Source organism: Larsenimonas rhizosphaerae, from assembly GCF_023700005.1.
GTDB lineage: Bacteria > Pseudomonadota > Gammaproteobacteria > Pseudomonadales > Halomonadaceae > Larsenimonas > Larsenimonas rhizosphaerae.
Window position 1 is genome coordinate 1,282,972 of record NZ_JAMLJK010000001.1, and the last position, 22,944, is coordinate 1,305,915.

Annotated in this window: 25 protein-coding genes; 13 read left to right on the forward strand and 12 right to left on the reverse strand. The window is 56.6% G+C overall.

What is annotated here, in order from left to right; translation table 11 throughout:
- Positions 1 to 162 precede the first annotated feature (162 nt).
- The 3 genes from NAT21_RS05730 (at position 163) to NAT21_RS05740 (ending at position 3,517) form a co-directional block, all read left to right on the forward strand.
- A complete protein-coding gene (locus NAT21_RS05730; RefSeq protein ID WP_250936402.1) occupies positions 163 to 435 on the forward strand; it encodes an HU family DNA-binding protein in 273 nt (90 codons plus the stop codon).
- 167 nt (positions 436 to 602) lie between these two features.
- Entirely contained in the window at positions 603 to 2,435 is a 1,833-nt protein-coding gene (locus tag NAT21_RS05735) for a SurA N-terminal domain-containing protein (RefSeq protein ID WP_250936403.1), read from the forward strand.
- A gap of 83 nt (positions 2,436 to 2,518) precedes the next feature.
- Positions 2,519 to 3,517: an NADP-dependent oxidoreductase gene (locus NAT21_RS05740; RefSeq protein ID WP_250936404.1), complete on the forward strand. Its 999-nt coding sequence runs from the start codon at positions 2,519 to 2,521 to the stop codon at positions 3,515 to 3,517.
- Positions 3,518 to 3,551: 34 nt separating this feature from the next.
- Here the strand turns inward: NAT21_RS05740 and NAT21_RS05745 are convergent, their stop codons facing one another.
- The 9 genes from NAT21_RS05745 to NAT21_RS05785 all read right to left on the reverse strand — a co-directional run bounded on the left by NAT21_RS05745 (position 3,552) and on the right by NAT21_RS05785 (position 10,974).
- A complete protein-coding gene (locus NAT21_RS05745) occupies positions 3,552 to 3,800 on the reverse strand; it encodes a YkgJ family cysteine cluster protein (protein ID WP_250936405.1) in 249 nt (82 codons plus the stop codon).
- Between the two features lie 25 nt (positions 3,801 to 3,825).
- A complete protein-coding gene (locus NAT21_RS05750) occupies positions 3,826 to 5,184 on the reverse strand; it encodes a mechanosensitive ion channel family protein (protein ID WP_250936406.1) in 1,359 nt (452 codons plus the stop codon).
- A gap of 71 nt (positions 5,185 to 5,255) precedes the next feature.
- A complete protein-coding gene (locus NAT21_RS05755; RefSeq protein WP_250936407.1) occupies positions 5,256 to 6,095 on the reverse strand; it encodes a 6-carboxytetrahydropterin synthase in 840 nt (279 codons plus the stop codon).
- Positions 6,095 to 6,733 carry a 7-carboxy-7-deazaguanine synthase gene (gene queE, locus NAT21_RS05760; RefSeq protein WP_250936408.1) on the reverse strand — a complete coding sequence of 213 codons (639 nt, stop codon included), beginning with the start codon at positions 6,731 to 6,733 and terminating at the stop codon, positions 6,095 to 6,097. The genes NAT21_RS05755 and queE overlap by 1 nt, the downstream gene beginning before the upstream one ends.
- 2 nt (positions 6,734 to 6,735) lie before the next feature.
- On the reverse strand, positions 6,736 to 7,410 hold the full coding sequence (gene queC, locus NAT21_RS05765; protein WP_250936409.1) for a 7-cyano-7-deazaguanine synthase QueC: 675 nt from the start codon (positions 7,408 to 7,410) through the stop codon (positions 6,736 to 6,738).
- 140 nt (positions 7,411 to 7,550) lie between these two features.
- The gene (locus NAT21_RS05770; protein WP_250936410.1) at positions 7,551 to 8,072 is read right to left on the reverse strand and encodes a winged helix DNA-binding protein; all 522 of its coding nucleotides are present in this window, start codon (positions 8,070 to 8,072) and stop codon (positions 7,551 to 7,553) included.
- Positions 8,072 to 9,370: a TRAP transporter large permease gene (locus tag NAT21_RS05775; protein WP_250936411.1), complete on the reverse strand. Its 1,299-nt coding sequence runs from the start codon at positions 9,368 to 9,370 to the stop codon at positions 8,072 to 8,074. The genes NAT21_RS05770 and NAT21_RS05775 overlap by 1 nt, the downstream gene beginning before the upstream one ends.
- Positions 9,371 to 9,385: 15 nt before the next feature.
- Positions 9,386 to 9,949 (reverse strand): TRAP transporter small permease, encoded by a 564-nt coding sequence (locus NAT21_RS05780; RefSeq protein WP_250936412.1) that lies wholly within the window; start codon positions 9,947 to 9,949, stop codon positions 9,386 to 9,388.
- A 20-nt stretch (positions 9,950 to 9,969) separates the two neighbouring features.
- Positions 9,970 to 10,974, reverse strand: coding sequence for a TRAP transporter substrate-binding protein (locus NAT21_RS05785; RefSeq protein ID WP_250936413.1), 1,005 nt, complete (start codon positions 10,972 to 10,974; stop codon positions 9,970 to 9,972).
- 169 nt (positions 10,975 to 11,143) lie between these two features.
- Here NAT21_RS05785 and NAT21_RS05790 point away from each other — a divergent pair, with 169 nt between their 5' ends.
- The 3 genes from NAT21_RS05790 to NAT21_RS05800 are packed head-to-tail and all read left to right on the forward strand — an operon-like array spanning position 11,144 to position 13,553.
- The gene (locus NAT21_RS05790; RefSeq protein ID WP_250936414.1) at positions 11,144 to 11,896 is read left to right on the forward strand and encodes a 5-oxoprolinase subunit PxpA; all 753 of its coding nucleotides are present in this window, start codon (positions 11,144 to 11,146) and stop codon (positions 11,894 to 11,896) included.
- Positions 11,893 to 12,603: a 5-oxoprolinase subunit B family protein gene (locus NAT21_RS05795; protein ID WP_250936415.1), complete on the forward strand. Its 711-nt coding sequence runs from the start codon at positions 11,893 to 11,895 to the stop codon at positions 12,601 to 12,603. Before NAT21_RS05790 ends, NAT21_RS05795 begins: the two co-directional genes overlap by 4 nt.
- On the forward strand, positions 12,600 to 13,553 hold the full coding sequence (locus NAT21_RS05800) for a 5-oxoprolinase subunit C family protein (protein ID WP_250936416.1): 954 nt from the start codon (positions 12,600 to 12,602) through the stop codon (positions 13,551 to 13,553). Before NAT21_RS05795 ends, NAT21_RS05800 begins: the two co-directional genes overlap by 4 nt.
- Before the next feature lie 51 nt (positions 13,554 to 13,604).
- Here the strand turns inward: NAT21_RS05800 and NAT21_RS05805 are convergent, their stop codons facing one another.
- Complete coding sequence (locus tag NAT21_RS05805; RefSeq protein ID WP_250936417.1) at positions 13,605 to 14,222, reverse strand: CBS domain-containing protein; 618 nt, start codon at positions 14,220 to 14,222, stop codon at positions 13,605 to 13,607.
- 145 nt (positions 14,223 to 14,367) lie between these two features.
- The gene (locus NAT21_RS05810) at positions 14,368 to 14,862 is read right to left on the reverse strand and encodes a hypothetical protein (protein ID WP_250936418.1); all 495 of its coding nucleotides are present in this window, start codon (positions 14,860 to 14,862) and stop codon (positions 14,368 to 14,370) included.
- A 329-nt stretch (positions 14,863 to 15,191) separates the two neighbouring features.
- Between NAT21_RS05810 and NAT21_RS05815 the strand changes: the two genes are divergently transcribed.
- Complete coding sequence (locus NAT21_RS05815) at positions 15,192 to 15,683, forward strand: hypothetical protein (RefSeq protein WP_250936419.1); 492 nt, start codon at positions 15,192 to 15,194, stop codon at positions 15,681 to 15,683.
- Positions 15,684 to 15,715: 32 nt separating this feature from the next.
- Here the strand turns inward: NAT21_RS05815 and NAT21_RS05820 are convergent, their stop codons facing one another.
- Positions 15,716 to 16,036 carry a hypothetical protein gene (locus NAT21_RS05820; protein ID WP_250936420.1) on the reverse strand — a complete coding sequence of 107 codons (321 nt, stop codon included), beginning with the start codon at positions 16,034 to 16,036 and terminating at the stop codon, positions 15,716 to 15,718.
- Between the two features lie 257 nt (positions 16,037 to 16,293).
- On the opposite strand from NAT21_RS05820, the gene NAT21_RS05825 reads away from it, so the two are divergent.
- The 6 genes from NAT21_RS05825 (at position 16,294) to cheA (ending at position 22,935) form a co-directional block, all read left to right on the forward strand.
- Positions 16,294 to 17,685, forward strand: a complete 1,392-nt coding sequence (locus NAT21_RS05825; protein WP_250936421.1) for an ethanolamine ammonia-lyase subunit EutB — start codon at positions 16,294 to 16,296, stop codon at positions 17,683 to 17,685.
- 8 nt (positions 17,686 to 17,693) lie between these two features.
- Positions 17,694 to 18,512, forward strand: coding sequence for an ethanolamine ammonia-lyase subunit EutC (gene eutC / locus NAT21_RS05830; RefSeq protein ID WP_250936422.1), 819 nt, complete (start codon positions 17,694 to 17,696; stop codon positions 18,510 to 18,512).
- A gap of 108 nt (positions 18,513 to 18,620) precedes the next feature.
- A complete protein-coding gene (gene motA, locus NAT21_RS05835) occupies positions 18,621 to 19,490 on the forward strand; it encodes a flagellar motor stator protein MotA (protein ID WP_250936423.1) in 870 nt (289 codons plus the stop codon).
- Between the two features lie 9 nt (positions 19,491 to 19,499).
- Positions 19,500 to 20,399, forward strand: coding sequence for a flagellar motor protein MotB (gene motB, locus NAT21_RS05840; RefSeq protein ID WP_250936424.1), 900 nt, complete (start codon positions 19,500 to 19,502; stop codon positions 20,397 to 20,399).
- Positions 20,400 to 20,474: 75 nt separating this feature from the next.
- A complete protein-coding gene (locus tag NAT21_RS05845; RefSeq protein WP_250936425.1) occupies positions 20,475 to 20,840 on the forward strand; it encodes a response regulator in 366 nt (121 codons plus the stop codon).
- A 55-nt stretch (positions 20,841 to 20,895) separates the two neighbouring features.
- Complete coding sequence (gene cheA / locus NAT21_RS05850) at positions 20,896 to 22,935, forward strand: chemotaxis protein CheA (RefSeq protein ID WP_250938002.1); 2,040 nt, start codon at positions 20,896 to 20,898, stop codon at positions 22,933 to 22,935.
- Positions 22,936 to 22,944: the final 9 nt, after the last annotated feature.

Consider the following 22,944-nt stretch of genomic DNA (forward strand, 5'->3'; position numbering starts at 1 on the left):
ATTTCGGGCTGCAAGGCCCGTAGTTGCGCGGCTCAAGCCGTAATGGCCGCTTGACGCTTCTACATGGCATTGCTATAAACTGCGGTTCATTATGATGGCGTTGGTCATCCATGTTGCTCGCGCTAATAAGTAGTTAATATATTGAAAGTCAAGGGGTGAAGAGTGAACAAATCTGAATTGATCGAAGCTATTGCTGTATCGGCAGATATTCCGAAGGCAGCGGCTACCCGTGCCCTGGATGCGATGATTGACTCGGTTACCGATACACTCAAAAAGGGTGATTCCGTAGCGCTGGTAGGTTTTGGTACCTTTGCCGTGAAAGAGCGCGCTGCGCGCACCGGCCGTAACCCGCAGACTGGTCAGCCGATCGACATCAAGGCTGCCAAGGTCCCGGGTTTCAAGGCAGGCAAGGCACTGAAAGACGCTGTCAACTAAGTCGTCTTTCCGACTCGTTATCAACGGGTCTGTTATCGAGGCGCACCCGACAGGGTGCGCTTTTTTTATGTCATTGTGTCGGTTCATTATCGGCCAGCGCTGGGCGCATGAGTATCTGACCGGTACAATCGCCTGCTACGAACCCAGTTGCCACTTTCGAGGCCTGCATGCTGCAACATATTCGAGACCGTGCCCAGGGCTGGATCGCCAAGGTGATCGTTGCCCTGATCGCTATTACCTTTACCTTTTTCGGGGTGGAGTCGATCGTCAGCGTTTTTACTCAGGACAGTAACGACGCTGCAACGGTCAATGGAGAGTCCATTTCAAAGCAGGCCGTCAATCTCCAGCTCCAGCGCGGCATTCGTTCAGGGCAGATCCCCCCTGACCAGGAGGGGCAGGCGCGCTCACAGATTCTTGACCAGCTGATTACACGCTCCCTGTTGCGGCAGTATGCCGAAGAGCATGGTCTGGTCTTTACCCGTGCTCAGGCAGATCAGCTGATCGTGCAGTTGCCCGAGTTCCAGGACCAGAACAATCATTTTTCCAAGGAGCGCTTTGTTCAATCGCTCAACAATGCCGGTTTTTCTCCCGGTTCATTCAGGCGTCAGCTTGAAGATGACATGCTGATTACGCAGCTGCAGCAGGGACTGGCTGGTAGCAGCTTCGTTCTGCCCTCTGAGGTCAAGGCGGTGAGTGACCTGCAAAATCAGACCCGGACATTCCGCTATGCGCTGCTGGGGCCTGATGATCTGAATGCTCCGGTCAGCGTCAGTGACGAAGACATTACGGCCTACTACAAGGCACATCAGGATCAGTTCATGCGTCCGCAACAGGTCAGGCTCAATTACCTTCTGCTGGACCGGGATGCACTGGCCTCGCGTCAGGACGTCAGTGATGACGCCCTTGAAAAGGCGTATCAGGCCCAGCGAAGCAAGGCTCCAAAACGTGTATCCGATATCGTGATCAGTATCAATGACGAGCGTACCGCTGAGCAGGCCCACGCCCTGGCTGATGACATTGAGAAAAAGCTCGCCGATGGCGGTGACTTTGCCGCGCTGGCGCGACAGTACTCCTCTGACAAGAGCAGTGCAGACAAGGGCGGTGATCTTGGCGTGATTACCGAGGGCATCTTCGGCGATACCTTTGACCGGACCGTGTCGTCTCTTTCGGAAGGTGACGTATCGGCACCGGTGAAGCTGGATAATGCCTACCATATCCTCAGGGTCACACATGTTGATATCGAGGATTTCGATAGCATGAAGGCAGCGCTGCGCAAGCAGGTGCAAAAGGATGAGGCTTCCTCTCGGTTCGATGAGCTGGCGCAGAAGCTCAAGGATGAAAGTTATTCTGCGCCTGACCTGAAAAGCGTGGCTGAGGCGCTGAGCCTGCCGCTGAAGCACAGTGAATGGCTGGGTCGAAACAACGATGATGCATTACTGGGCAATCAGGATGTCATGGAGGCTGCCTTCAGTCAGGATGTGCTGAACACGTCTGATATCAACCAGGGATACAACAGCGATGTAATCGAACTTGATGATGATCATCGTCTTGTCATTCGTGTTGCCGACTGGCGGCCGGAGGAAACCCTGCCGCAGTCGGATGTGGCCGGGCGTATTCGGACCATTCTGACACGGCAGCGTCAACAGGCCGCGTTGAAGGATGAGGCTTCTCGCATGACAGCGTCTCTCAAGGCCGGCAAGCCTGTATCGTCAATCAACTGGCAGCAGGCAGACAGTGTCGGGCGTCAGAGCGATCAGGTGGATGATGGCGTGCTGAAGGCCGCCTTCACGCTACCTCACCCGGACAGCAATAGCACGGTGTATGCCCACCGGCCTGTTGGAGAGAGTCAGGTCATCATTGGTCTGTCAAAGGTAGGCTCCACGTCAGGCAGCGACAACAGCAATGATTTTACGCGTTCGATGGCCGAGCGTGTCATGACCCAGTCCATTGTGTCCGGATTGACAGCATCACTTCGAGATAAGGCTGACATCACGAAATAAACGCGCTACGCTTGTTAGCACGCTAATGACGGCGCCTTCGGGCGCCGTTATCAGTCGTGTCTTATGAATAAGGAGTGTTCAGTATGACAGTCAGCCGTTATTTCACGATTACCTCACGCCCTGAAGGCCTGCCTTCTCCGGATGTCTTTTCTCTTGAAGAAATGGAATTGCCGGCACTCGGGGATGGCGAACTGCATGTTCGAAATCTCTGGTTGTCGGTAGACCCGTACATGCGTAATCGCATGGATGGCGTCAAGACCTATATCGAGCCGTTCGATCTGAATGCGCCGCTGGAAGGGGCCGCGCTGGGCGAGGTAGTTGAATCCCGCGATGAGCGGTTCAAGCCCGGTGACAAGGTTCGTCACATGGCTGGCTGGCGTGATGAGGCCCATGTCAGTGCCGACAGCGTAGAGCGCCTGCCTGACCTGGATGTACCGTTGCAGACCTATCTGGGGGTTTTAGGCATGCCGGGCATGACGGCATGGACCGGCTTGAATACCATTGCCGGCCTTGGCAGTGATGATACGGTGCTGGTATCTGCTGCAAGCGGTGCAGTAGGCTCTCTGGCCGTGCAGCTGGCACATCAGAAGGGATGTCGGGTGGTTGGTACGGCAGGCTCGGATGAAAAGTGTGACTGGCTGAAATCCCTTGGGGTTTCACCGGTCAATCATCATCAGTCCGCCGAGGCGCTGACAAAGGCCATCAAGGCCGCGGCCCCACAGGGTATCGACGTCTATTTTGAAAACGTGGGCGGCCCGATGCTGGATGCCGGTCTGGCTTCCATGAACGATTATGGCCGTATCGCGGTATGCGGCATGATCTCTCGTTACAACAGTGCCAGTACTGAAGGCCCGGCCAATATTGCAATGGTATTGACCAAGCGCATGCGGATGCAGGGCTTTATCGTGCTGGAGCACTGGGCCGACTATCAGAAGTTCATCGAAGAAGCCGGGCCGCTGGTTGCTGCCGGCAAGGTCGAGTATCAGGAAAGTGTCTTCGATGGGCTTGAAGCTACCCCGGAAGCCTTTCTGTCCCTGTTTGAAAGTGGCACCTATGCCGGCAAGCGGCTGGTAAGGCTCTAGGCTGAAAATGACCTGGTATCGCCCTCCGGCGGTATCAGGTCATGTCTTCGAGTTCAGTGATCAGAAACATCGCATCTTCCCGATTCTTTCCGCATACCTCAACATCAAAGTCGAAACGGTGGCAGACATCCGGACGCTCGGGGTCGCCAAACAGACGACATAGATTGCTCTCATCAAGTTGAACGCATCGTACGCCCGCTGGCTTGCCTCGGGGCATTCCCGGAATGGGGCTTGAGATGGAAGGCGCGATACAGCAGGCGCCGCATCCGGCTCGGCAGGTCATGGCACACTCGATCTATGAAAGGGCGCTATTCTCCCTGTGATGCAGGGGCGGTTGCAACTGTGTGATCATGCAGAAACGAGCCTTCAGCAGAACGGGGTGTTGTCGCCTGTCCAATACGCACCCGTGGCAGGGCCTCGGGATAGTGTGTAGCAATGTACTTGATCAGTCCCTCGCGCATTTCACAACGAAGATCAAAGGTGTCAGGCCCGCCACGGGCACTGACAAGAACACGTAGCTGCATGTTGTGCTCGGTCATTTCCAGCAGTTGCACCTTGCAGACCTTGCCGCTCCAGCGGGGTGATGCCTGAGCAATTCGGTCGGCCTCCGCTTGGAGTTCATCCAGTGGCAGACAAAAGTCCGCATAAAGAATCACCGACCCGATCAGGTCATTACTGGTGCGTGTCCAGTTTTCGAAGGGGTGATCAATGAAATAGTTGATCGGCAGCACCAGACGTCGCCAGTCCCACAACCGAATGACCACATATGTCAGCGTGAGCTCCTCGACCCATCCCCATTCGCCTTCAACAATAACGGCATCATCAATCTTGATGGGCTGCGTCAATGCGATCTGTATGCCGGCAAACAGGTTGCCGAATACTTTCTGGGCCGCAAAACCCAGCACCACGCCGAGAATCCCGGCAGAAGCCAGTATGCTGGCACCAAGCTGGCGAACCTTGTCAAAGACCATCAGCATCGATGCAATCGCCAGCATGATGATGAGGAAGTTGACCAGTTTACGCAGCACCATGATTTGAGTGTGAACCCGCCGGGCCACCAGATTATTGGCCACATCCATGCGGTACCGTTCGCTGAGTACTCGCTCTGTCATGTTGACACCATGCACCATGATGCCGGCGATACTGGTAATCAGCAGCAGGCTGGCAATGTTGTGCAGTACGCTGTCTATTCTGGCCGAGCTGATGAACAGCGGAAACAATGAAAACAGTAACAACACTGGTGCCAGAGCACTCAGGCTACGTACTATCAGCGGCAGCAGGTAGCGCTCAAGGTGGTTGTCACGCTGGTCGGCCCAGCGGTCCATGACCCGGATGATGCGGCGAGTCACTCGAAAGAGTAGCCACACTGCAATGAGTGCTGCCCCCATGTGGGCGATCAACAGGATGGAGGCCTGCCAGGCCAGCTGGGTGGGGACGGCAAAGTGAAGGGCACTCAGCAGGCCATACCACCAGACAAGGGTTATCAGCGGAGGGTGAACGGCCGCGATTGCAACGCCTGGCAATCGCGTACGCTCATCAAAAAGTCGACACAGGAGGGCTCTGATCATCCCAAGCATCACCTGGAGTGCCAGAGCCAGAGCCAGTGCTGCCAGAGACAGCGTCCATCGGGGCAGGGTGTTGATCCACATCCATAACGGGTCGAGCATGACATTGCCTCTGTCGGAGAACACTGGTCATCAGCATAGGCAATATATCGACCTTCGTCGGGTGCGGGTCGTTAGAGGGTATGCTCCGCTTCAGCCACGGCGCCCTTGCCGATGCCTTCAAAGGCCTGAACACGAATGTGTCCTCCATGCAGCGCAGCGATGCGGTCAGCCAGCCATCGGGCAATATTTTCAACGGTACTGGTCATGGGCATGATCATGACCCGTTCACGGGGGAGCTTGATCCGAAAATGTCCTTGAGCCGAGGTATAGGCGACACGGCAAAAATCGTCTTCAGGCTGAATGACATCTGCCTGGTCGGCCAGATAGATATCCTGTAGTCCATGTGCCCATTGCAGGGACAGTTCATTATCCAGCTCACCATCCCGCCAGACATAAAAGCGCGAGCGATGACCATGGGCAATGCGCTGACAGTTTCCCGCGTGCTGTTTGAGGCCGTGGGTGTAGGTATAGTGAGCGCTGTCGATCTGCTCTTCCGCCAGATGAATATCAATGGCGGTGACCCGTGCCGGTGGCCGTTTCATCAGCTGCTCGGAAATATACTCGCCCAGCCTGGCAGTGGTAATGGCGGGCCAGGGCAGTAGAGTGAAGGCCTGGCGGGGTGCCCGAACCTCCATGGGCCAAGGGTGGGTTGTCTGCACGCAAAGACCTTCTGCACATTCACTCACGACCACACCCGGTGCCAGTGTCGGGACCAGCAACGTGTGGTCGGATTCTCCGTCAATGTGGCGCTTTACCCATGGTTTGACTTCACCGAAGTCAAACAGCATGCCGTCATCGCCAAGCTCGCCATCCAGGGTGACATCCACGTGCCAGCTTGCGCCCACCAGCCCCCGTTCGTTGTCCCAGAAGGAAGCGTCAAGCTGGGTCAGTGCGTTGACAAAAAGAGTCATCAATCAATTCCTGTAATCTTGTGCGTCTGCAGTGACAGGCTCCATCGGGGGTGAGCCATGCAATAGGCCAGTGTCTGCTGTACCGTCGAGCCGTCGTGGCCGGCGGGAGACAAGTCCATGGGCTGCAGGTAGTAATGTTCGAAATCGGTATCAATGAACCGTTCCGGGGGCGCGTCGCTCTGCGGGTAGACCAGCTTGAGCTCCTGGCCCGAACGCTGCTTGAGAGGCGCACGTCCCTTGGGGCTGACGCACAGCCAATCGATGCCGTCAGGGGCTTCAATCGTGCCATTGGTTTCCACGGCAATCATGAATCCTCTCGCATGCATGGCATCGATCAATGGCGTATCCAGTTGCAGCAGGGGTTCGCCACCGGTAAACACCACCAGAGGCTTGCCTTCCGGACCGGGCCAGAAGGCGGCCACGTGAGCAGCCAGAGCGTCTGCCGTTTTGAACCTGCCGCCGTTCTGACCATCCGTGCCGATGAAATCGGTATCACAGAAGGTACAAATGCTGGTGGATCGATCCTGCTCCCGGCCTGACCACAGATTGCAGCCGGTAAAACGGCAGAACACAGCCGGCCGGCCTGCCTGGCCACCTTCGCCCTGCAGGGTATAAAAGGCTTCCTTTACGCTATACATCTTCAGACCTCCGGCCGTGCCTTGTAGGACAGCGGGTCGGTCATGCCATGTGCGGCAAAGGCGGCAAGGCGTTCACGGCAGCTGCCACACTCGCCACAGGCCAGGTCCTGGCCGAGATAGCAGGTCCAGCTGTTGATGTAGTCAAGCCCCATGGACAGCCCTTCCGCCAGAATGTCGGTCTTGGAGGCATGCAGATAAGGGGCCCGGATATCAACAGGTGTGTAATTGGCGATGGCGGCCACATCATTCATGCGCTGGACAAACTCGGGGCGGCAGTCGGGGTAGATCGCGTGATCTCCACCGTGGGCACCGTAAAAGCACACCGATGCCTCGATGTTGACGGCATGACCGATCGCCAGAGACAACAGAATCATGTTGCGGTTGGGTACCACCGTGGCCTTCATGTTGTCTTCTGCGTAATCGGCACGTGGCATCGCCTGACGTTCATCCGTCAGTGCGCTGGCGCCAATCAGCCCATGGATGGCGCGAATGTCCACGACCTGATGCGGCAGGTCCAGATGGCGGCATACGTTGGCGGCAACATCCAGCTCTTTGGCATGGCGCTGACCGTAGTGAAAGGACAGGGCGTGTACGTCGTAGCCCGCATTGAGGGCGCGATGCAATACGGTATAGGAATCCATTCCACCGGAATAGATAACAACGGCTTTTTCAGACATGACGGAGAATTTCTTTATCCGATAAGTGATCGGCATCCGGGATCCGGTCCGGAAGCATGGTGACTGGTGTCGAAATCACGAACTATTTCGAGCCGGCAAGTGTAAAGGCTGTCGTACCAAAGCGCCAGTAGTGCGGTCGCCTAGAGCGTGGCTGCGGCGCGTGCTGCCTGGTCATAAAGTCCGGACAGGGTGCGCAGCAGCCCGGCTGCGCGATGGATTTCCTCTCGGTCAAGGCCCAGCTGTTCAAAGGATTCAATCAGACAGGCTTCACGAATCCGACCGTATTGGCGGCAGGCATCCCGTCCTCGCTCTGTCGACAGGTAGAAACTTTCCTTGCCGCGCTTTTCGACGGCCACCAGATTGAACCCGACAAGCTTTTTCAGGGCATAGGTAACGGTGTGACTGTCCTCGATGTTGAGCACAAGGCACAGGTCATTGGCGCGCTTGGCCCGTTGACGGTGATTGACGCTGTTGAGCACCAGTACTTCCAGTGTGCTCAGCTCTCCAAAGCCGGTGGCATTCATGCAACGGACGACCCATCGATTGAAGGCATTGCTTGAGACCATCAGGCCATATTCAAATTCCGAGAGTTCACTGGCCTTGTGAGAGAGATGATCAGACGACACGATCGAGCTGGATGATGCAGTCTCGGGTTCACTCATCAGGTATTTCCCATCATGGAGGGCAGAAGGGTTGCGATGCCTGGAAAAAGGGACAGCAGAACAATCCCGACCAGCATCAGGAGGAAAAAGGGCAAGGTTGCCCTGGCAATATCGAGCAGGTCTCTTCCGGTCATGCCCTGAATGACAAACAGATTGAACCCTACCGGCGGTGTAATCTGCGACATCTCGACCACGATGACCAGATAGATACCAAACCAGATCAGGTCAAATCCGGCAGCCTCTACCATGGGCATGACGATGGAAGTGGTTAATACCACCACTGAAATGCCATCAAGAAAACACCCGAGGGCAACAAAGAACAGTGTCAGAACCACCAGAAGGATGGCCGGTGGCAGATTCATTGCAGCAATCCACTGCGCCAGCTGGCCTGGCAGTTGCGTAAAGCCCATGGCGGTAGTCAGGAAGGAAGCGCCTGCCAGGATCAGGGCGATCATGCTGGATGTCTGAATCGCTCCGAAAAGTGATTCCCTGAAGGCGGTCATGTCAAGCCCGGCATTGAGCCTGGCGATGATCAATGACAGTACGACACCAATGGTTGCGGCTTCCGTTGGCGAGGCCAGACCACCGTAGATCGAGCCGATAACGCCTGTGATCAGCAAAAGCAGGGGGAGAATACGGCCGGTTTCACGTAGCCGCTGCCTTAGCGGCAACGGTGCATCAGCCTCCGGCATGCGGGTTGGATGACGCCATGACCACAGCATTAGATAGCCAACAAACAGCGCCATCAGCATCAACCCCGGCAAGATACCGGCCATGAACAGGCGAGCAATGGATTGCTCGGTCGCAATGCCGTATACGATCAGGATGATGGACGGGGGGATCAGCAGGCCCAGCGTGGCCGAGCTGGCCAGCGTGCCGATCGCAAGCCGAGTGTCATAGCCACGTCGTTCAAGCTCGGGCAGTGTCATGCGGCCTACCGTTGCACAGGTAGCTGCGGATGAGCCGGATACGGCCGCAAAGAGGCCGCTGCCGAAGATGTTGGTATGCAGCAGGCGGCCCGGCAGTTTGTCGAGCCAGGGCGCGAGCGCCTTGAACAGGTCATCAGCCAGCCCGGAACGAAACAGGATTTCTCCCATCCAGATGAACATCGGCAGTGCGGTAAGCTCCCATCCGTAACTGGCGCTCCAGATATCAGAGCCGAAAATCGGGCCTGGCGGCAGGCCGGTGAACCCATCAATGGCGATATAGCCCAGCGCCATCAGGGAGAAGGCGACCCATAACCCGCCGCCCAGCAACAGGACCAGGGCAATGGTCAGGGTGATGGCCAGAGTAAGCATGGCAAACCTCGGAAGTCAGTCGCCGTGGCGAGGTGAGGGATCAGTAGCAGGAAACAGCCGGGACGGATTGGATATGGCCAGCACAAGCGTGGATATCCAAGCTTCCAGCAACGCCAGTGTCAGCAGGGCAATGCCTGTCAGCAACACGGCCTGTGGGTACATCAGCGGAACCGCGGCCATGCCATAGGACACTTCATCATAAGCGTGACTATCCAGGACCAGCGCAGCCAGCTGCCACCCCAGAACGAGTGTCAACGCCAGGGCGATGGTCAGCATGATGACTTCCAGAAGGGCACGAGGCCGGACGGGAATGCGGTCGGTCAGCAGGGTGACGCGGATATGGCCCCCTTTGGTGAAGGTGTAGGCCGTGCCCAGAAATGTCGCGCCAACCAGCAGAAAGCCGGCTATTTCAGACATGCCACTGATCGATAGCCCGAGGGCGTCGTACCCGAACAGAACCAGTATCCTGTCCAGTACACGCCCCAGTACCTGCAGCATGATCAGTAGCGTGATGGCCATCATGGCGAGGCCGGCAAGCCAGGCCCCGCCACGGTACAGTGGCATCAGGTAAAAGCGCATAACCCGTCTCCCTTCAGGGCTTAATGGGACTGATCCGTCAGGTTTCGATAGGTTTCAAGGATGTGTTTGCCTTCCGGACCAGCACGGTTGCTCCATTGCTCAAGCAGGGTATTACCGGCCTGTTGCAGGGCGCTTTCCAGCTCAGGCGTCGGGGTGTTGACCTGAATGCCATGGTCTTCGATTGTTTTCAGGTTGGTTCGGCTTTCCTCTTCACTGGCTGCCCAGCCGCGTTTTTCGGCGGCCGCGGCAGCATTCATGACCGCCTTCTGCTCGCCTTCGCTCAGACGGTCGAAGGCCTTCTGGCTGACAAATACGATGTTTCTGGGCAGCCACAGGTTGGCATTATTGAAATGTGACACATAGTCCCAGGCCGCTGTATTGGCGCCAGTCGATACGGACGTCACCATGGCGTTAACGCGCCCGGTGCTGAAGGCCGTCGGGATGTCGGATGCCTCGGTCTGAGTCGGAATCGCCCCCAGAAGCTCTGCCAGGCGCTCGGTCGATGTGTTGTTTGAGCGAAGCCTCAGTCCCTGCAGTTGTGATGGTGAGGTCAGCTCCATCTGGGTATAGATCCCCTGAGACGGCCACGGAACACTGTAGAGCACCTTCAGCCCCTGCTTGGCCAGCAGGGCAGAAATCTCGGGCCGGGAGGCTTCCCACAGTGCATGGGCCGAAGGGTAGTCGTGCACCAGGGTGGGCAGGGCATCAATTTCATACACGGGATTTTCATTGGCCAGCCGTGACAGGAAGATTTCACCGATGGGTACGATGCCACGACGCACGGCGTTCTTTATTTCAGGGTGAGGAATCAGGGCACCATTGGCATGGACGGTGATATCGAGCCCGCCGTGGGTTGCTTCGCTGACATCCTTTGCAAAGGCGCGGGCATTCTGGGTATGAAGATTGGCGTCGCCATAGGGTTCTGCAAAATTCCACTGAACGGCCATTGCCGAGGTGGAAAGGCCCAGCCCGGCCAGGAGTGTCAGCGTGGTTGTGACCCGACGAGCGTGCATGGTGAAAGGCATGGTGGTGTCCTGTAATGGCATTGTTGTTGTGATTGCTCCGTTGCAGTGATTACATTTCATCGATGATTTATCGATAAAATGTCTGCAATAGTTGACAACATTAATCAGTAAATTTTATATCTGTCAAGGCATACAACTGCTCGATACGATAACAACAGGAGCTCACGCAATGGCGGCATTACTGCTCAATTGTGATATGGGGGAGAGCCTTGGCCCCTGGCCGATGGGCGAGGATGAGCGCGTCATGCCCTTGATTGATTGCGCAAACGTGGCATGCGGTTTTCATGCCTCGGACCCGGTCACCATGCGACGTACCGTAGCCATGGCCTTTCAGCACGATGTTCAGGTCGGGGCACACCCGGGGTACCCCGACCTGGTAGGCTTTGGACGCCGGTCCATGGCGTGCTCACCGGATGAGATCGAGCAAATGATGGTGTATCAGATCGGTGCCCTGGCAGGCATCTGTCAGGCCGAGGGCGGCCGGCTTTCCTACGTAAAGCCTCATGGTGCGCTCAACCATGACATGGTACATCGCCCGGAGGTGATGGCTGCGATCATGCAGGCAGTCGCATCCTTTGATGCCTCATTGCCACTGATGGTGACTGCCACGGCAGATATCACGGCGACACAGGCCATGGCCAGACAGTATGGGCTGACGGTCTGGAATGAGGTATTTGCCGATCGTACCTATGATGCGCAGGGATTTTTGACATCGCGCACGCTGCCGGATGCGGTGCATCATGATATCGACACGATTGTTGCTCAGGCGAAGGCCTTTGCACATCATGAGCCGATTCTGGCCAATGACGGTATCACGCCGCTGCGGCTGGCGGCAGATACCCTGTGTGTTCATGGTGATAACGCGGAATCGATGTCAGCCGTCAGGGCCATCCGCGCCGCCCTGTCGGGAGTGGCATCATGACGCCTGTAATCGAGCGAGCAGGCCTTGATAGCGTCATGATTCGGCTGTTTGACACGATCGATGTCAGCAACATGGATATGTTGCTGTCGGTAGTGGATACATTGAAGGCTGAGCTGGGCGAGGCATTGATCGATGTGACGCCATCCTATACCACCGTGCTGCTGCATTATGATGTGTACCGGATGGGCGAGGCTGCTGTTCGCGGCGTGATACAACAGGTGTTGAGGCAACCTGTATCCGGCTTGTCTGGTAACGAAGCAAGAACTCATGTTCTGCCGGTTTGGTATGACTCATCGGTCGGGCCCGAGCTTGACCTGCTGGCACACCGGTTCGATGGAGACTTCCAGGAAGTGATCACGCGCCATCAGCAAATGGCGTACCGCGTGTTCGCGCTTGGATTTGCGCCAGGTTTCGGCTTCATGGGCGTCGTGGATGAGCAGCTTGAAACACCGCGGTTGGCAACGCCTCGCAAGAGGGTGCCAAAAGGCAGCATCGGGATTGCCGGTCGGCAGACGGCGGCTTATCCCGCGGATCTGCCCGGTGGCTGGAACATCATAGGGCGAACACCGGTGGCCCTGTTCGACAGGACGAGGGAAGGGTATACCCTGTATCGAACCGGGGACGTGGTACGTTTTGAAGCCGTCAGCCGTCAGACATTTCTTGATCTGGGGGGGGACGCGACCCCTTTTGCCGGAGGTGATGCATGAGCCCGTCTGCAAAAGCGCACTGTCATATTGAGCAGGCTGGAGGTGGCTGTCGCCTTCAGGACGCCGGTCGGTTTGGCGTTCGCCATCTTGGTCTGGGTCAGGGCGGCGCCTTCGACAGTGTATCGATGCGTCAGGCCAATCAATTGCTGGGCAATGTGCCGGATGCCGTGGTGATGGAGATCACGCTGGGACAGGTGTGTTTATCCTTCAGCCATCACACGACCATCGCGCTTGCCGGCGCAGATTTGAAAACGCGTCTTGATGATCAGCCAGTAGCGCCGGGTCGAACGATCGAACTCAAGGCTGGGCAGCGCCTTTTCTTTCAGGCACCCCGGGATGGTGCCAGGACCTATCTGGCGGTACCAGACGGGTTTGATGTGACTGCCGAGCTGGGCAGTATCACTGCCATTGCGCGCGAACCGCTGGGAGGACTCCATCAGGATGGGCGGCCACTGGTCAAGGGGGATTCGGTTCCCTTCAAGGCATCAGGACGGCCTGCTCGATACATGGAAATGAATGAGCCGTGGCGGTGTACTGACAGCGTCATGACCCTGGATGTATTGCCTGGCATGCAGGCGGGCACCCTGCGAGGTGAAAGTCTCTACCGTGCCTATCAGCAGCGCTGGCGGGTTGATGAGCGGGCAGACAGCATGGGCGTGCGGCTGACGGGCGAGCCGATCCACAGCCTCGAGCCACAGATGATTTCGGAAGGTATTGTTGCCGGGGCCATTCAGGTACCCCCGGATGGCCAACCCATTATCCTGGCCAACGATCGCCAGACAATCGGAGGGTATCCCAAGATAGGGGCCTTGACACCGCTGGCTCTGGCGCGGCTGGGACAGTGCCTGCCCGGAAGATGCGTTCGGCTAAAGCCCGTGAGTCGTGCGGGGGCGCTTGCGGCCTGGCGCGATGCTCTGGCAGGTATTGCTTCGGCCATTCATGCTTCATGACCGATGAGCCTGCCCTTCAGGGGCGGGCTCATCGTGACAGGTGCCTTGAATTTACAGGTCGTGTCCCAGTACGACCGAGCAAATGGCAGAAAAGCTGTGGGCTTCCGGGGGATGGTCCAGGTCGATGCCCAGTGCATGGCTGACATCGGCCGCGGATATAACGCCTCGGATTCGGCAGCCATCTTCCGAGCAGTCATCCTTGATCAGGATATGGCGATCACCGGATTGGTGCAGGGTTTTGACCAGATCACCAAGTGTGGCCTTTTCCAGTTGGTTCAGTGCCAGTGCATGAAGCTCTTCACGGCGGACCTTGACCATATCAACGGTCACTTCATCCCGCTCGATGGCATGCTTGTTCATCGCCACAGTGATATCCCGTCCGCCAAACAGCTGGCGAGCACTGACAAGTCCGGTAAACCGGCCGTCAGCATCCAGCACCAGCAGCATATGCACCTGGTTGTTCTTCATGATGGCCAGTGCCTGATTGGCCCGTGCACTGGCGGGTACGGTCTGAGCGCGTGACTGGGTGAAATCGGTCAGGAGAGTCAGTGCCGAGCTGTCCATATCCAGAGCAGACTCGGACGTTCTGGCTTTCGGACGTGCGATGGCGTGAACATCGCTGATGTCTGACAGGTGCAGTGCGCTGTAATTTGCTGATTCCGTAGCCATGGTGTTCTCCTTGATGCTGTTCACACAAAAGTAATATGTCGCGAATACGCTGGCATATTATCTCCCTGCCTGCGGCACCTTGCCGCATATGTCCTTAAGACTAAAGCAAGCCAGGAAAGTTCGCCTCCCGGTGGCGTACTATTTTTTACAGATAAGGCTTGAGATCGCCACGCACCATGTCCAGAAAGGTAACGAACTGGGAGTCGTACTTGTCATCAGTACGATCAACGCGACAGCTCATGCTGATACTGCCAGCTGTATTGATCTCATCGAAGATTTCGAGCGTGATTCCCTCGCCCTGATCCCTGGCAAATTCGATGGCACCATCATCCAGGGTGAAGGACTTCAACAGGGTGGCTCTTACTCGTGTGGCGCCGCCTTCCGCCTGTACCCGGCGTATGAAAAGCCAGCCTTCACGCGTCAGCGCCTGACCATCGTCCGTTTCGTGGCGATAAATAGTGCGATAACAGGCGCCTTGCGATGCACCTTTTTCGGCCATGCTTTTAAATGCATCAACCATTTTCCGGGCCATGGCGCCGGAGGCGATCACTTTTTTCATCGCCGCCCGGTGTTCGCGGTCCAGTCGGTCCTGTTGATTGAAACGTTGCCATTGCTGGTATTGGTCAAACAGTGCGGACATCGATGTATTCCAGATGGTGAGTGAGCCGCCTATCTTCGCTTATTTGATCTGGTAGAGGCCACCCTGGGGTGCAGACGTATCAGGACAACGTGGCAATAATCCACGAAACATCGGAGAGAAGGCAGGATGGACCCAGGATAAGGCGGTGGGGATGGCACCGCCTTGCCTGCCTGGACAGGTCCTGCGGATGAAGGGATGGCACCCGGCAAGAGAGGGTATTACACCGCATACGCACTGCCGCCGCTGTGCTGTGTAGAGCGCGGGAACACGCTGCACTGGCATTTCACATGCTAAAGTGTCCAGACACTTTTTCCACAAGGAATGAATCCGTGATGACTGTTGCAAGAACCACAGGGTGTGCAGCGGCGCTACTGCTATTGGCCGGTTGCGCCGCGTCGGATCACATCATTACCCCGGAGCTGACCGCCACACCGAATACGGTGATAACCCGCACCGGCGAGGGTGTCTTTGTCAGTGGTTACTGGTTCAGGGCGCCATATCGTTTCGAGAGCAAGACGGATGCACTGGATTGCCTCAGCCGGCAGGTGAAGGCACAGGGCGGAGAGGTCAGTGATATTGATGCTGGAGACAATGAGCTTCAAATGGGCATCGTGTTGCCGGTATCGGAGATGTCGCTGGCTACACGTCTGCATTTCCAGCACTCCAATACCGAAGGTAATTACTACTACTTCGAGAAGCCGCGGCTAGGTAGCAATCACGATGAGCGTGTCAGTGCTTCAGGCAATCATCCTGCGATCGACCTGCGCGATGGCTTGAAAGCCTTGACCGATAACATTCAGGCCTGTCTTCCCTCGGCTTGAACGCAGTAAGGGTCAGTGTCGCGAGTGCGGCATCAGCCATGAGGCGTGAGTGTCCAGCCCCGGGCGCTCATGCAGTTGTCGACTCGGTATTCGGCGGGTTCGGTATAAAAGGAAGTGCTGAAGCCTGACAGCGTGGAAAAATGCAGCCCCACTCCATAATCGTTTTCCAGCCGGCCGTTATTGGTCAGGGCATCCTTCTGGCCTCGACAATCCTGACTATCCATGACGAGATCCTGGTGGTCGGCCTGCGGCTTTGACCAGCTCATGGTGGAGCACCCGGAGAGTAGCAGGGTGGTCGTCATGAATACGACAGCAAACCCCTGATAACGCCTGCGCTCGGTTAAGGTTGACATGCCTGACTGTCCTCTCGCTCCATGGTTCTGCCGCCGGCGCAGTACACTAGCTTCTGCACACACCTCGTCATGATGACTGCCATTAGAACATAGCCTGCACAAGGGGTGGCTGCGAATGAATCATCTTCAATCGTCTGTTCAGTGGTTAACGACCGTGGTATCGACAAATGAAGTCACGAGGCCATGGTGAGTTGTAGCTGACCGGCATGCGCTGCGTTATGGTGATGGCTATAACAACTCCAACGATGGCGACAATCATGAGCGCAGATTATAAAACGGTTATCGGGCAACACACCTATCGTTTTTCAGGGCTTCGGGACGTGATGGCGAAGGCCTCGCCCCGTCGGTCCGGTGATGAGCTGGCGGGCGTGGCCGCCCGTTCTGCCGAAGAGCGGGTAGCCGCGCAGATGGTGCTGGCCGATACTCCACTGAAGGCTTTCCTGAATGATCCGCTGATCCCTTATGAGGACGATGAAGTAACGCGCCTGATTATCGATGGTCACGACAAATCGGCTTTTTCACCGGTGTCCTCCATGACCGTCGGGGACTTTCGTAACTGGCTGCTCTCCGAGGCCGCCGATGCTTCGGTGTTGAAGCGCCTTTCCCGTGGCCTGATGCCTGAAATGGCAGCAGCAGTTTCCAAGATCATGCGATTGCAGGATCTGGTGCTGGTGGGCAGCAGAATGCGTGTCGAGACGGCATTTCGAAATACCATTGGCTTGCCCGGCCGACTATCGACTCGACTGCAACCCAATCACCCGACCGATAACCCGGCAGGCATCGCGGCCAGTATTCTTGATGGACTCCTTTACGGCAGTGGTGATGCCGTGATCGGTATCAATCCGGCAACGGATAACACCGGCAATGTCGTGACGCTGATCAAGATGCTTGACGAGATCATTCAGCGTTACAACATTCCTACGCAAAGCTGTGTGTTGACGCATGTCACTACCTCGATCGAAGCCATCGAACGCGGTGCGCCGGTAGATCTGGTATTTCAATCCATCGCGGGAACCCAGGCAGCAAATGAAGGCTTCGGCATCTCGTTGTCCCTGTTGAAGGAGGGGTTCGAGGCAGCGCAGTCCCTGAAGCGGGGCAGCGTAGGGCAAGACGCCATGTATTTTGAAACCGGCCAGGGCAGTGCGCTATCGGCCAATGGCCATCATGATGTTGACCAGCAGACGCTGGAGGCGCGTGCCTATGCGGTAGCGCGGGAGTTTTCTCCCCTGCTGGTCAATACGGTGGTCGGGTTTATTGGCCCCGAGTACCTGTTCGATGGCAAGCAGATTATTCGGGCCGGACTCGAAGACCATTTTTGCGGCAAGCTTCTGGGAGTGCCGATGGGATGCGACGTCTGCTATACCAATCATGCGGAAGCCGACCAGGATGACATGGATGTGCTGCTGACCCTGCTGGGCACGGCAGGATGCAATTTCATCATGGGGATTCCCGGATCAGACGACATCATGCTGAATTATCAGACGACTTCCTTCCACGATGCTCAATATGCTCGGCAGTTGCTGGGGCTGGCCCCTGCTCCTGAATTCGATCAGTGGCTGCAGGATATGGCCATCAGTGATGCCGGGCACCGACTTCTTGTGGGTGAAAAATTACCTGCGCCCTTCCAGCATGCCCTTGAACAGTCCTGAGGTTCGCCATGAAACAGATAGCTTCCGACGCTACCGAGCAGGTCAGTGTGATCGACAATCCATGGGCGTCCCTTCGTCAGTATACGGATGCCAGGATCGGGCTTGGTCGGGCGGGTAGCAGCCAGCCGACTCGGCCCCACCTGGCATTCCAGCTTGCGCATGCTCAGGCGCGTGACGCCGTGCATCTGGCGCTTGATACCGAGAAGATGACGCAGGAGCTGGCGGAGTTTGGCGATGTGATTCACGTCTCCAGCCAGGCGACCGATCGAGCTACCTACCTGTGCCGGCCGGATCTTGGTCGCCGGCTGGATGCCGAAAGCACCGAGCGCCTCGAGCAGTGGGCCGCCTCGGGGGCGCCGCCCTGCCTTTCTCTGGTTGTTGCCGACGGCCTGTCGGCACGGGCCATTCATGAAAATGTTCGGGCATTTCTGAATATCTTTGTCCCGATGGCCCGGGATGAAGGGTGGTCATTGGGGCCGATTGTACTGGCTGAACAGGCGAGGGTGGCGCTGGGTGACCCGGTAGGGGAGCTTCTGGGCGCCGAAGTGGAAGTCATGCTGATCGGTGAGCGGCCCGGGCTCAGTTCGCCGGATAGCCTGGGCATTTATTTCACCTATCATCCTCATTCCGGTTGCCGCGACAGCGAACGCAACTGCATTTCAAATGTGCGTCGCGCCGGGCAGGGCTATGAAGAGGCCGCACGGCTTCTGCATTATCTCATCCGTGAAGCGAAGGCGCTCGGCGCCTCCGGTGTCGCGCTCAAGGATAATTCCGATACGTCCTCCGAGCTCGGCAATGGCCGGGACGGTAATTTTCTTCTCTCCTGATGTCTTGCCGTCGCACTCATGCGCGACGGCACCCGCCGCCATCTGGTTCAAGGTTTTATCCCTGCCGCCGTAGTAGAAACGTAGATAACTACTTGGTAGGGGAAAGCCGTGCTCATCGTCATTGGTTACATTGCCATCATCGCGTGTGTGTTTGGTGGTTATCTCATGGTTGGCGGCCACCTTGGTGCGTTATGGCAGCCAGCGGAGATCATCATCATTGTCGGTGCCGGGATTGGTGCCTTCGTGGCGTCCAATAGTGGCCACGGCATCAAGGCGACCATTCGCATTTTGCCGAAACTCATGAAAAGCAGTCACTACAACAAGGAAATGTTTCTGGACCTGATGGCCCTGCTCTATCTGGTGCTGGCCAAGGGGCGGCAAGAGGGAATGATGGCGCTGGAGAAGGACATCGACGCGCCGGAAGAGAGTCAGATTTTTGCCCAGTACCCAAAACTTGTAGCAGACCCATTGCTGATGGAGTTTCTGACCGATTACCTGCGCCTCATGATCAGCGGAAATATGGATCCGTTTGAAATCGAATCGCTGATGGATCACGAAATCGAGACCTTTCAGCATGAGGCCGAGTTGCCGGCCCACAGCATTTCTGCTGTCGGTGACGGGTTGCCTGCCTTTGGTATCGTCGCTGCGGTCATGGGGGTTGTGCATACCCTGGGCGTGCAAGGGCTGGCGCCTGAACAGATCGGGCCACTGATTGCAAATGCGATGGTTGGTACCTTTCTGGGTATTTTGCTGGCTTATGGCTTTGTGACGCCGCTTGCCAACAAGGTCAAGCATCACGTTGATGAGATGGTGAAGATGCTTCAGTGCATCAAGGTGACACTGCTGGCCAACCTTAACGGGTACGCACCGCCTCTGGCTGTCGAATTCGGGCGCAAGGCACTGTTTGCTTCAGAGCGGCCGTCATTCAACGAGCTCGAGGAGCATGTTCGTACCGTCAAGTCGAAGCCGGCAGGCTAAGGGGACGCCATGAACCACAACGCGCGGCGGCCCATTGTCATAAGACGCAAGAAAAAGTCTGATCACGGTGCTCATGGCAGCTGGAAGATAGCCTATGCCGACTTCATGACCGCCATGATGGCTTTCTTTCTGGTCATGTGGTTGCTCTCCGGTTCGAGCGAGGCTGAACTTGAGGCTATTAGTGAATACTTCAATACGCCCCTGAAGGTGGCCATGTTCGGCGGGGACAAGAACTCCGCCAGCAACAGCGCCATACCCGGGGGAGGTGATGACGTGACTCATCAGGAAGGTGAGGTCAAGAAAGTTGTCATCACGCCGCATGCCTACAAACTCGATGATGCCCAGTTGCGCCAGCTGAAAATGCGCCTGGACAGCCTGATTCAGCAGGACCCGGCACTTCGCGCGCTGCAGGAGCAGCTCAGGATCGAAATGACGCCGGAAGGGCTGCGCATTCAGATCATCGATGACAAGCAGCGACCCATGTTCCGAATCGGCAGTGCCGCCATTGTGCCTCAGATGCGTACCGTACTGCGCACGATCGCGCCGGTGCTCAATGAACTACCGAATCACCTCACGATTTCAGGCCATACGGATGACCTGCCGTATTCCGCCGGCGATGCATCCTACGGAAACTGGGAGCTCTCCAGTGACAGGGCCAATGCGGCACGTCGGGAGCTGGTCATTGGCGGGCTGGATAATGAAAAACTGCTTCGCGTCATTGGCCTTGCCGCCACCATGAGTCTGGACCCTGATGTGCCCGATGCGCCCATCAATCGCCGCATCAGCATCCTGGTACTCAACCAGGAAGCCAACCGCCGAATGATGGAAGAGCGTGATGAGGCAATGGGTATTCCTGTTTATGAAAGTCCATTGATTTCTCCTAAAGAAGACAGCGTCATTGAACGTTAATAACAGTAATACGGTGATGAAGCGGATTGGTTCTCCGTCCATCCTTATCCATGGTTTCAATGAAAAGTACACGCTATGAACTCGATACTTCTGGCAGACGATTCAACACTCATTCGCAAGATCATGGTGGCTGCGCTCGAGGGTGAAGGGTGGCATGTAGTCAGCGCTGTAGATGGGCAGGACGCGCTTGAAAAGGCAAAGGCCGGTGAGCGCTTTGATCTGGTTATTACGGATTGGCACATGCCCCGTATGGACGGAGACAAGCTGATTGCCGAACTGCGCGCCATGCCCGAGTTTGATGCCACGCCCATTCTGGTGTTGACCTCGGAGTCTCAGGACCATTTCAAGCAGGTTGCTCGTGATGTCGGTGCCAATGGCTGGCTGTCAAAGCCATTTGATCCGGACAGTCTGGTCGAGCTTGCTGCTCAATTGATGAGCTGATGGTTGCAGGCCTGCAGCCCCTTTACTCTCAGGTGCCGAGAATACACTTATGAGCATGGACATCACCGAATTTTATCAAACCTTCTTCGAAGAAGCTGAAGAGCTTCTCAACGAGATGGAGCACCTGTTGCTTGAGCTTGATCTGGATGATCCGGATAACGAGCAGCTGAATGCCATTTTTCGCGCAGCGCACTCCATCAAGGGAGGAGCAGGAACCTTCGGTTTTATCGTGTTGCAGGAAACCACACATATTTTCGAAAACCTGCTTGATCGTGCCCGCCATCATGAGCTGATCCTTGATCGCGAAATCATCGATATCTTCTTGGAAACAAAAGATATGCTTACCGACCAGTTAAATGCCTACCGCAACCAGGAAGAGCCCGACCCGGAAGCCTTTGAGCGTATTTGTACCACCCTCAAGCGCATTGCCGAGGAAAAGACCGATGCTGGAAGCCCTGCACCGGTAGCATCTGCACCTGTCGAGGCACCTGTGGCAGCGGGGGCGGGCATACGGCTTCTCGAGATCGTGCTGTCCAAGCTCGACGAGGATGAGTGTGCCACCCTGACCGAAGAAATTGCCTTGTTTGGTACAGTCAAACACAGTGAATATGCTGACAACACCCTGAAGATCAGTCTCGAGTCCAGTGAACCTGCTGACGATATCGAAGCGGTACTGTGCTTTGTGCTTGACGCCTCCCAGATCGCTATTCAGGAAGCCGCTGGTGGGGCGGAGGCTCCGGTAGCAGCGGCAGCTGCGGAAAGCATGAAAGCCGAAACACAAGCCGTGGCGGAAGAAGCACCTGCCGCCGAGCCAAAGGGTGCGGACAGCAAGGCGAGTCAGGCACCGGCTTCCAAGGCACCAGCCAAGAAGCCGGGCAAGGCGCAAAGCAGTGATGCATCCCTGCGTGTTTCAACGGAGAAGGTCGACCAGATCATCAACCTGGTAGGCGAGCTCGTGATTACCCAGTCCATGCTGGAGCAGACAACCCAGGGGCTTGATCCTGTCGTCAACGGTCAGCTTCTTACCGGCATGAGTCAGCTTCAGCGCAACGCACGTGATTTGCAGGAAGCGGTCATGTCCATTCGCATGATGCAAATGGATTACGTCTTCAACCGCTTCCCCAGGCTGGTTCGTGACCTGGCCAGCAAGCTGGGCAAGGAGATCGAACTTGTTACCGTCGGCAAGTCGACCGAACTCGACAAGGGGCTGATCGAGCGAATCATTGACCCTTTGACGCACCTGGTGCGAAACAGTATTGACCACGGAATCGAGCTGCCCGAAAAGCGTGAGGCGGCCGGCAAGAACCGGCTGGGCAAGCTGACGCTGTCTGCCCAGCATCAGGGGGGCAATATACTTATTGAAGTATCAGATGATGGTGCGGGACTGAATCGGGATCGTATCCTGGCCAAGGCCAAATCTTCCGGCATCCCCATCTCGGATAACATCAGTGATGATGAGGTGTGGCAGCTTATCTTTGCTCCGGGCTTCTCGACTGCCGAGCAGGTAACGGATGTTTCCGGTCGTGGGGTCGGCATGGATGTGGTCAAGCGTAACATTCAGCAGATGGGCGGCTATGTCGAGATTCTTTCCCAGTATGGCAAGGGCTCTACAACGCGCATTGTGCTGCCGCTGACGCTGGCCATTCTGGATGGCATGTCCGTCAAGGTCGGTGAGGAAGTGTTCATTCTACCGCTGGGCGCCATCATGGAGTCCATTCAGATCAAGCACGAAGATATCAATCGTGTTGCCGGTCAGGAACAGGTGATTCATGTGCGAGGTGAATACCTCTCACTGGTTGAGCTGCACAAGGTGTTCAACGTGCCTGATGCCCAGACGGACGTGACGCAGGGCATCGTAATGATCGTGCAGAGCGATGGCCGACACTTTGCGCTGCTGGTGGATCAGCTGATCGGTCAGCACCAGGTCGTGGTCAAGAACCTGGAAACCAATTACCGGAAAATACCGGGGGTATCTGCGGCCACCATTATGGGGGATGGCAGTGTGGCATTGATTCTGGATGTTCCTGCACTTCAGCGTGTCAGCAGGGATCGCCGGGGCAGCGAACCAGCGCGGGCACAGGCGGCGGTTCACTAAGTTCAACGG

Coding starts and splice junctions, on each gene's coding strand:
- NAT21_RS05735 (WP_250936403.1), top strand. CDS start 603: ATGCTGCAACATATTCGAGACCGTGCCCAGGGCTGGATCGCCAAGGTG.
- NAT21_RS05740 (WP_250936404.1), top strand. CDS start 2,519: ATGACAGTCAGCCGTTATTTCACGATTACCTCACGCCCTGAAGGCCTG.
- NAT21_RS05745 (WP_250936405.1), bottom strand. CDS start 3,800: ATGACCTGCCGAGCCGGATGCGGCGCCTGCTGTATCGCGCCTTCCATC.
- NAT21_RS05750 (WP_250936406.1), bottom strand. CDS start 5,184: ATGCTCGACCCGTTATGGATGTGGATCAACACCCTGCCCCGATGGACG.
- NAT21_RS05755 (WP_250936407.1), bottom strand. CDS start 6,095: ATGACTCTTTTTGTCAACGCACTGACCCAGCTTGACGCTTCCTTCTGG.
- queE (WP_250936408.1), bottom strand. CDS start 6,733: ATGTATAGCGTAAAGGAAGCCTTTTATACCCTGCAGGGCGAAGGTGGC.
- queC (WP_250936409.1), bottom strand. CDS start 7,410: ATGTCTGAAAAAGCCGTTGTTATCTATTCCGGTGGAATGGATTCCTAT.
- NAT21_RS05770 (WP_250936410.1), bottom strand. CDS start 8,072: ATGAGTGAACCCGAGACTGCATCATCCAGCTCGATCGTGTCGTCTGAT.
- NAT21_RS05775 (WP_250936411.1), bottom strand. CDS start 9,370: ATGCTTACTCTGGCCATCACCCTGACCATTGCCCTGGTCCTGTTGCTG.
- NAT21_RS05780 (WP_250936412.1), bottom strand. CDS start 9,949: ATGCGCTTTTACCTGATGCCACTGTACCGTGGCGGGGCCTGGCTTGCC.
- NAT21_RS05785 (WP_250936413.1), bottom strand. CDS start 10,974: ATGCCTTTCACCATGCACGCTCGTCGGGTCACAACCACGCTGACACTC.
- NAT21_RS05790 (WP_250936414.1), top strand. CDS start 11,144: ATGGCGGCATTACTGCTCAATTGTGATATGGGGGAGAGCCTTGGCCCC.
- NAT21_RS05795 (WP_250936415.1), top strand. CDS start 11,893: ATGACGCCTGTAATCGAGCGAGCAGGCCTTGATAGCGTCATGATTCGG.
- NAT21_RS05800 (WP_250936416.1), top strand. CDS start 12,600: ATGAGCCCGTCTGCAAAAGCGCACTGTCATATTGAGCAGGCTGGAGGT.
- NAT21_RS05805 (WP_250936417.1), bottom strand. CDS start 14,222: ATGGCTACGGAATCAGCAAATTACAGCGCACTGCACCTGTCAGACATC.
- NAT21_RS05810 (WP_250936418.1), bottom strand. CDS start 14,862: ATGTCCGCACTGTTTGACCAATACCAGCAATGGCAACGTTTCAATCAA.
- NAT21_RS05820 (WP_250936420.1), bottom strand. CDS start 16,036: ATGTCAACCTTAACCGAGCGCAGGCGTTATCAGGGGTTTGCTGTCGTA.
- NAT21_RS05825 (WP_250936421.1), top strand. CDS start 16,294: ATGAGCGCAGATTATAAAACGGTTATCGGGCAACACACCTATCGTTTT.
- eutC (WP_250936422.1), top strand. CDS start 17,694: ATGAAACAGATAGCTTCCGACGCTACCGAGCAGGTCAGTGTGATCGAC.
- motB (WP_250936424.1), top strand. CDS start 19,500: ATGAACCACAACGCGCGGCGGCCCATTGTCATAAGACGCAAGAAAAAG.
- NAT21_RS05845 (WP_250936425.1), top strand. CDS start 20,475: ATGAACTCGATACTTCTGGCAGACGATTCAACACTCATTCGCAAGATC.
- cheA (WP_250938002.1), top strand. CDS start 20,896: ATGGACATCACCGAATTTTATCAAACCTTCTTCGAAGAAGCTGAAGAG.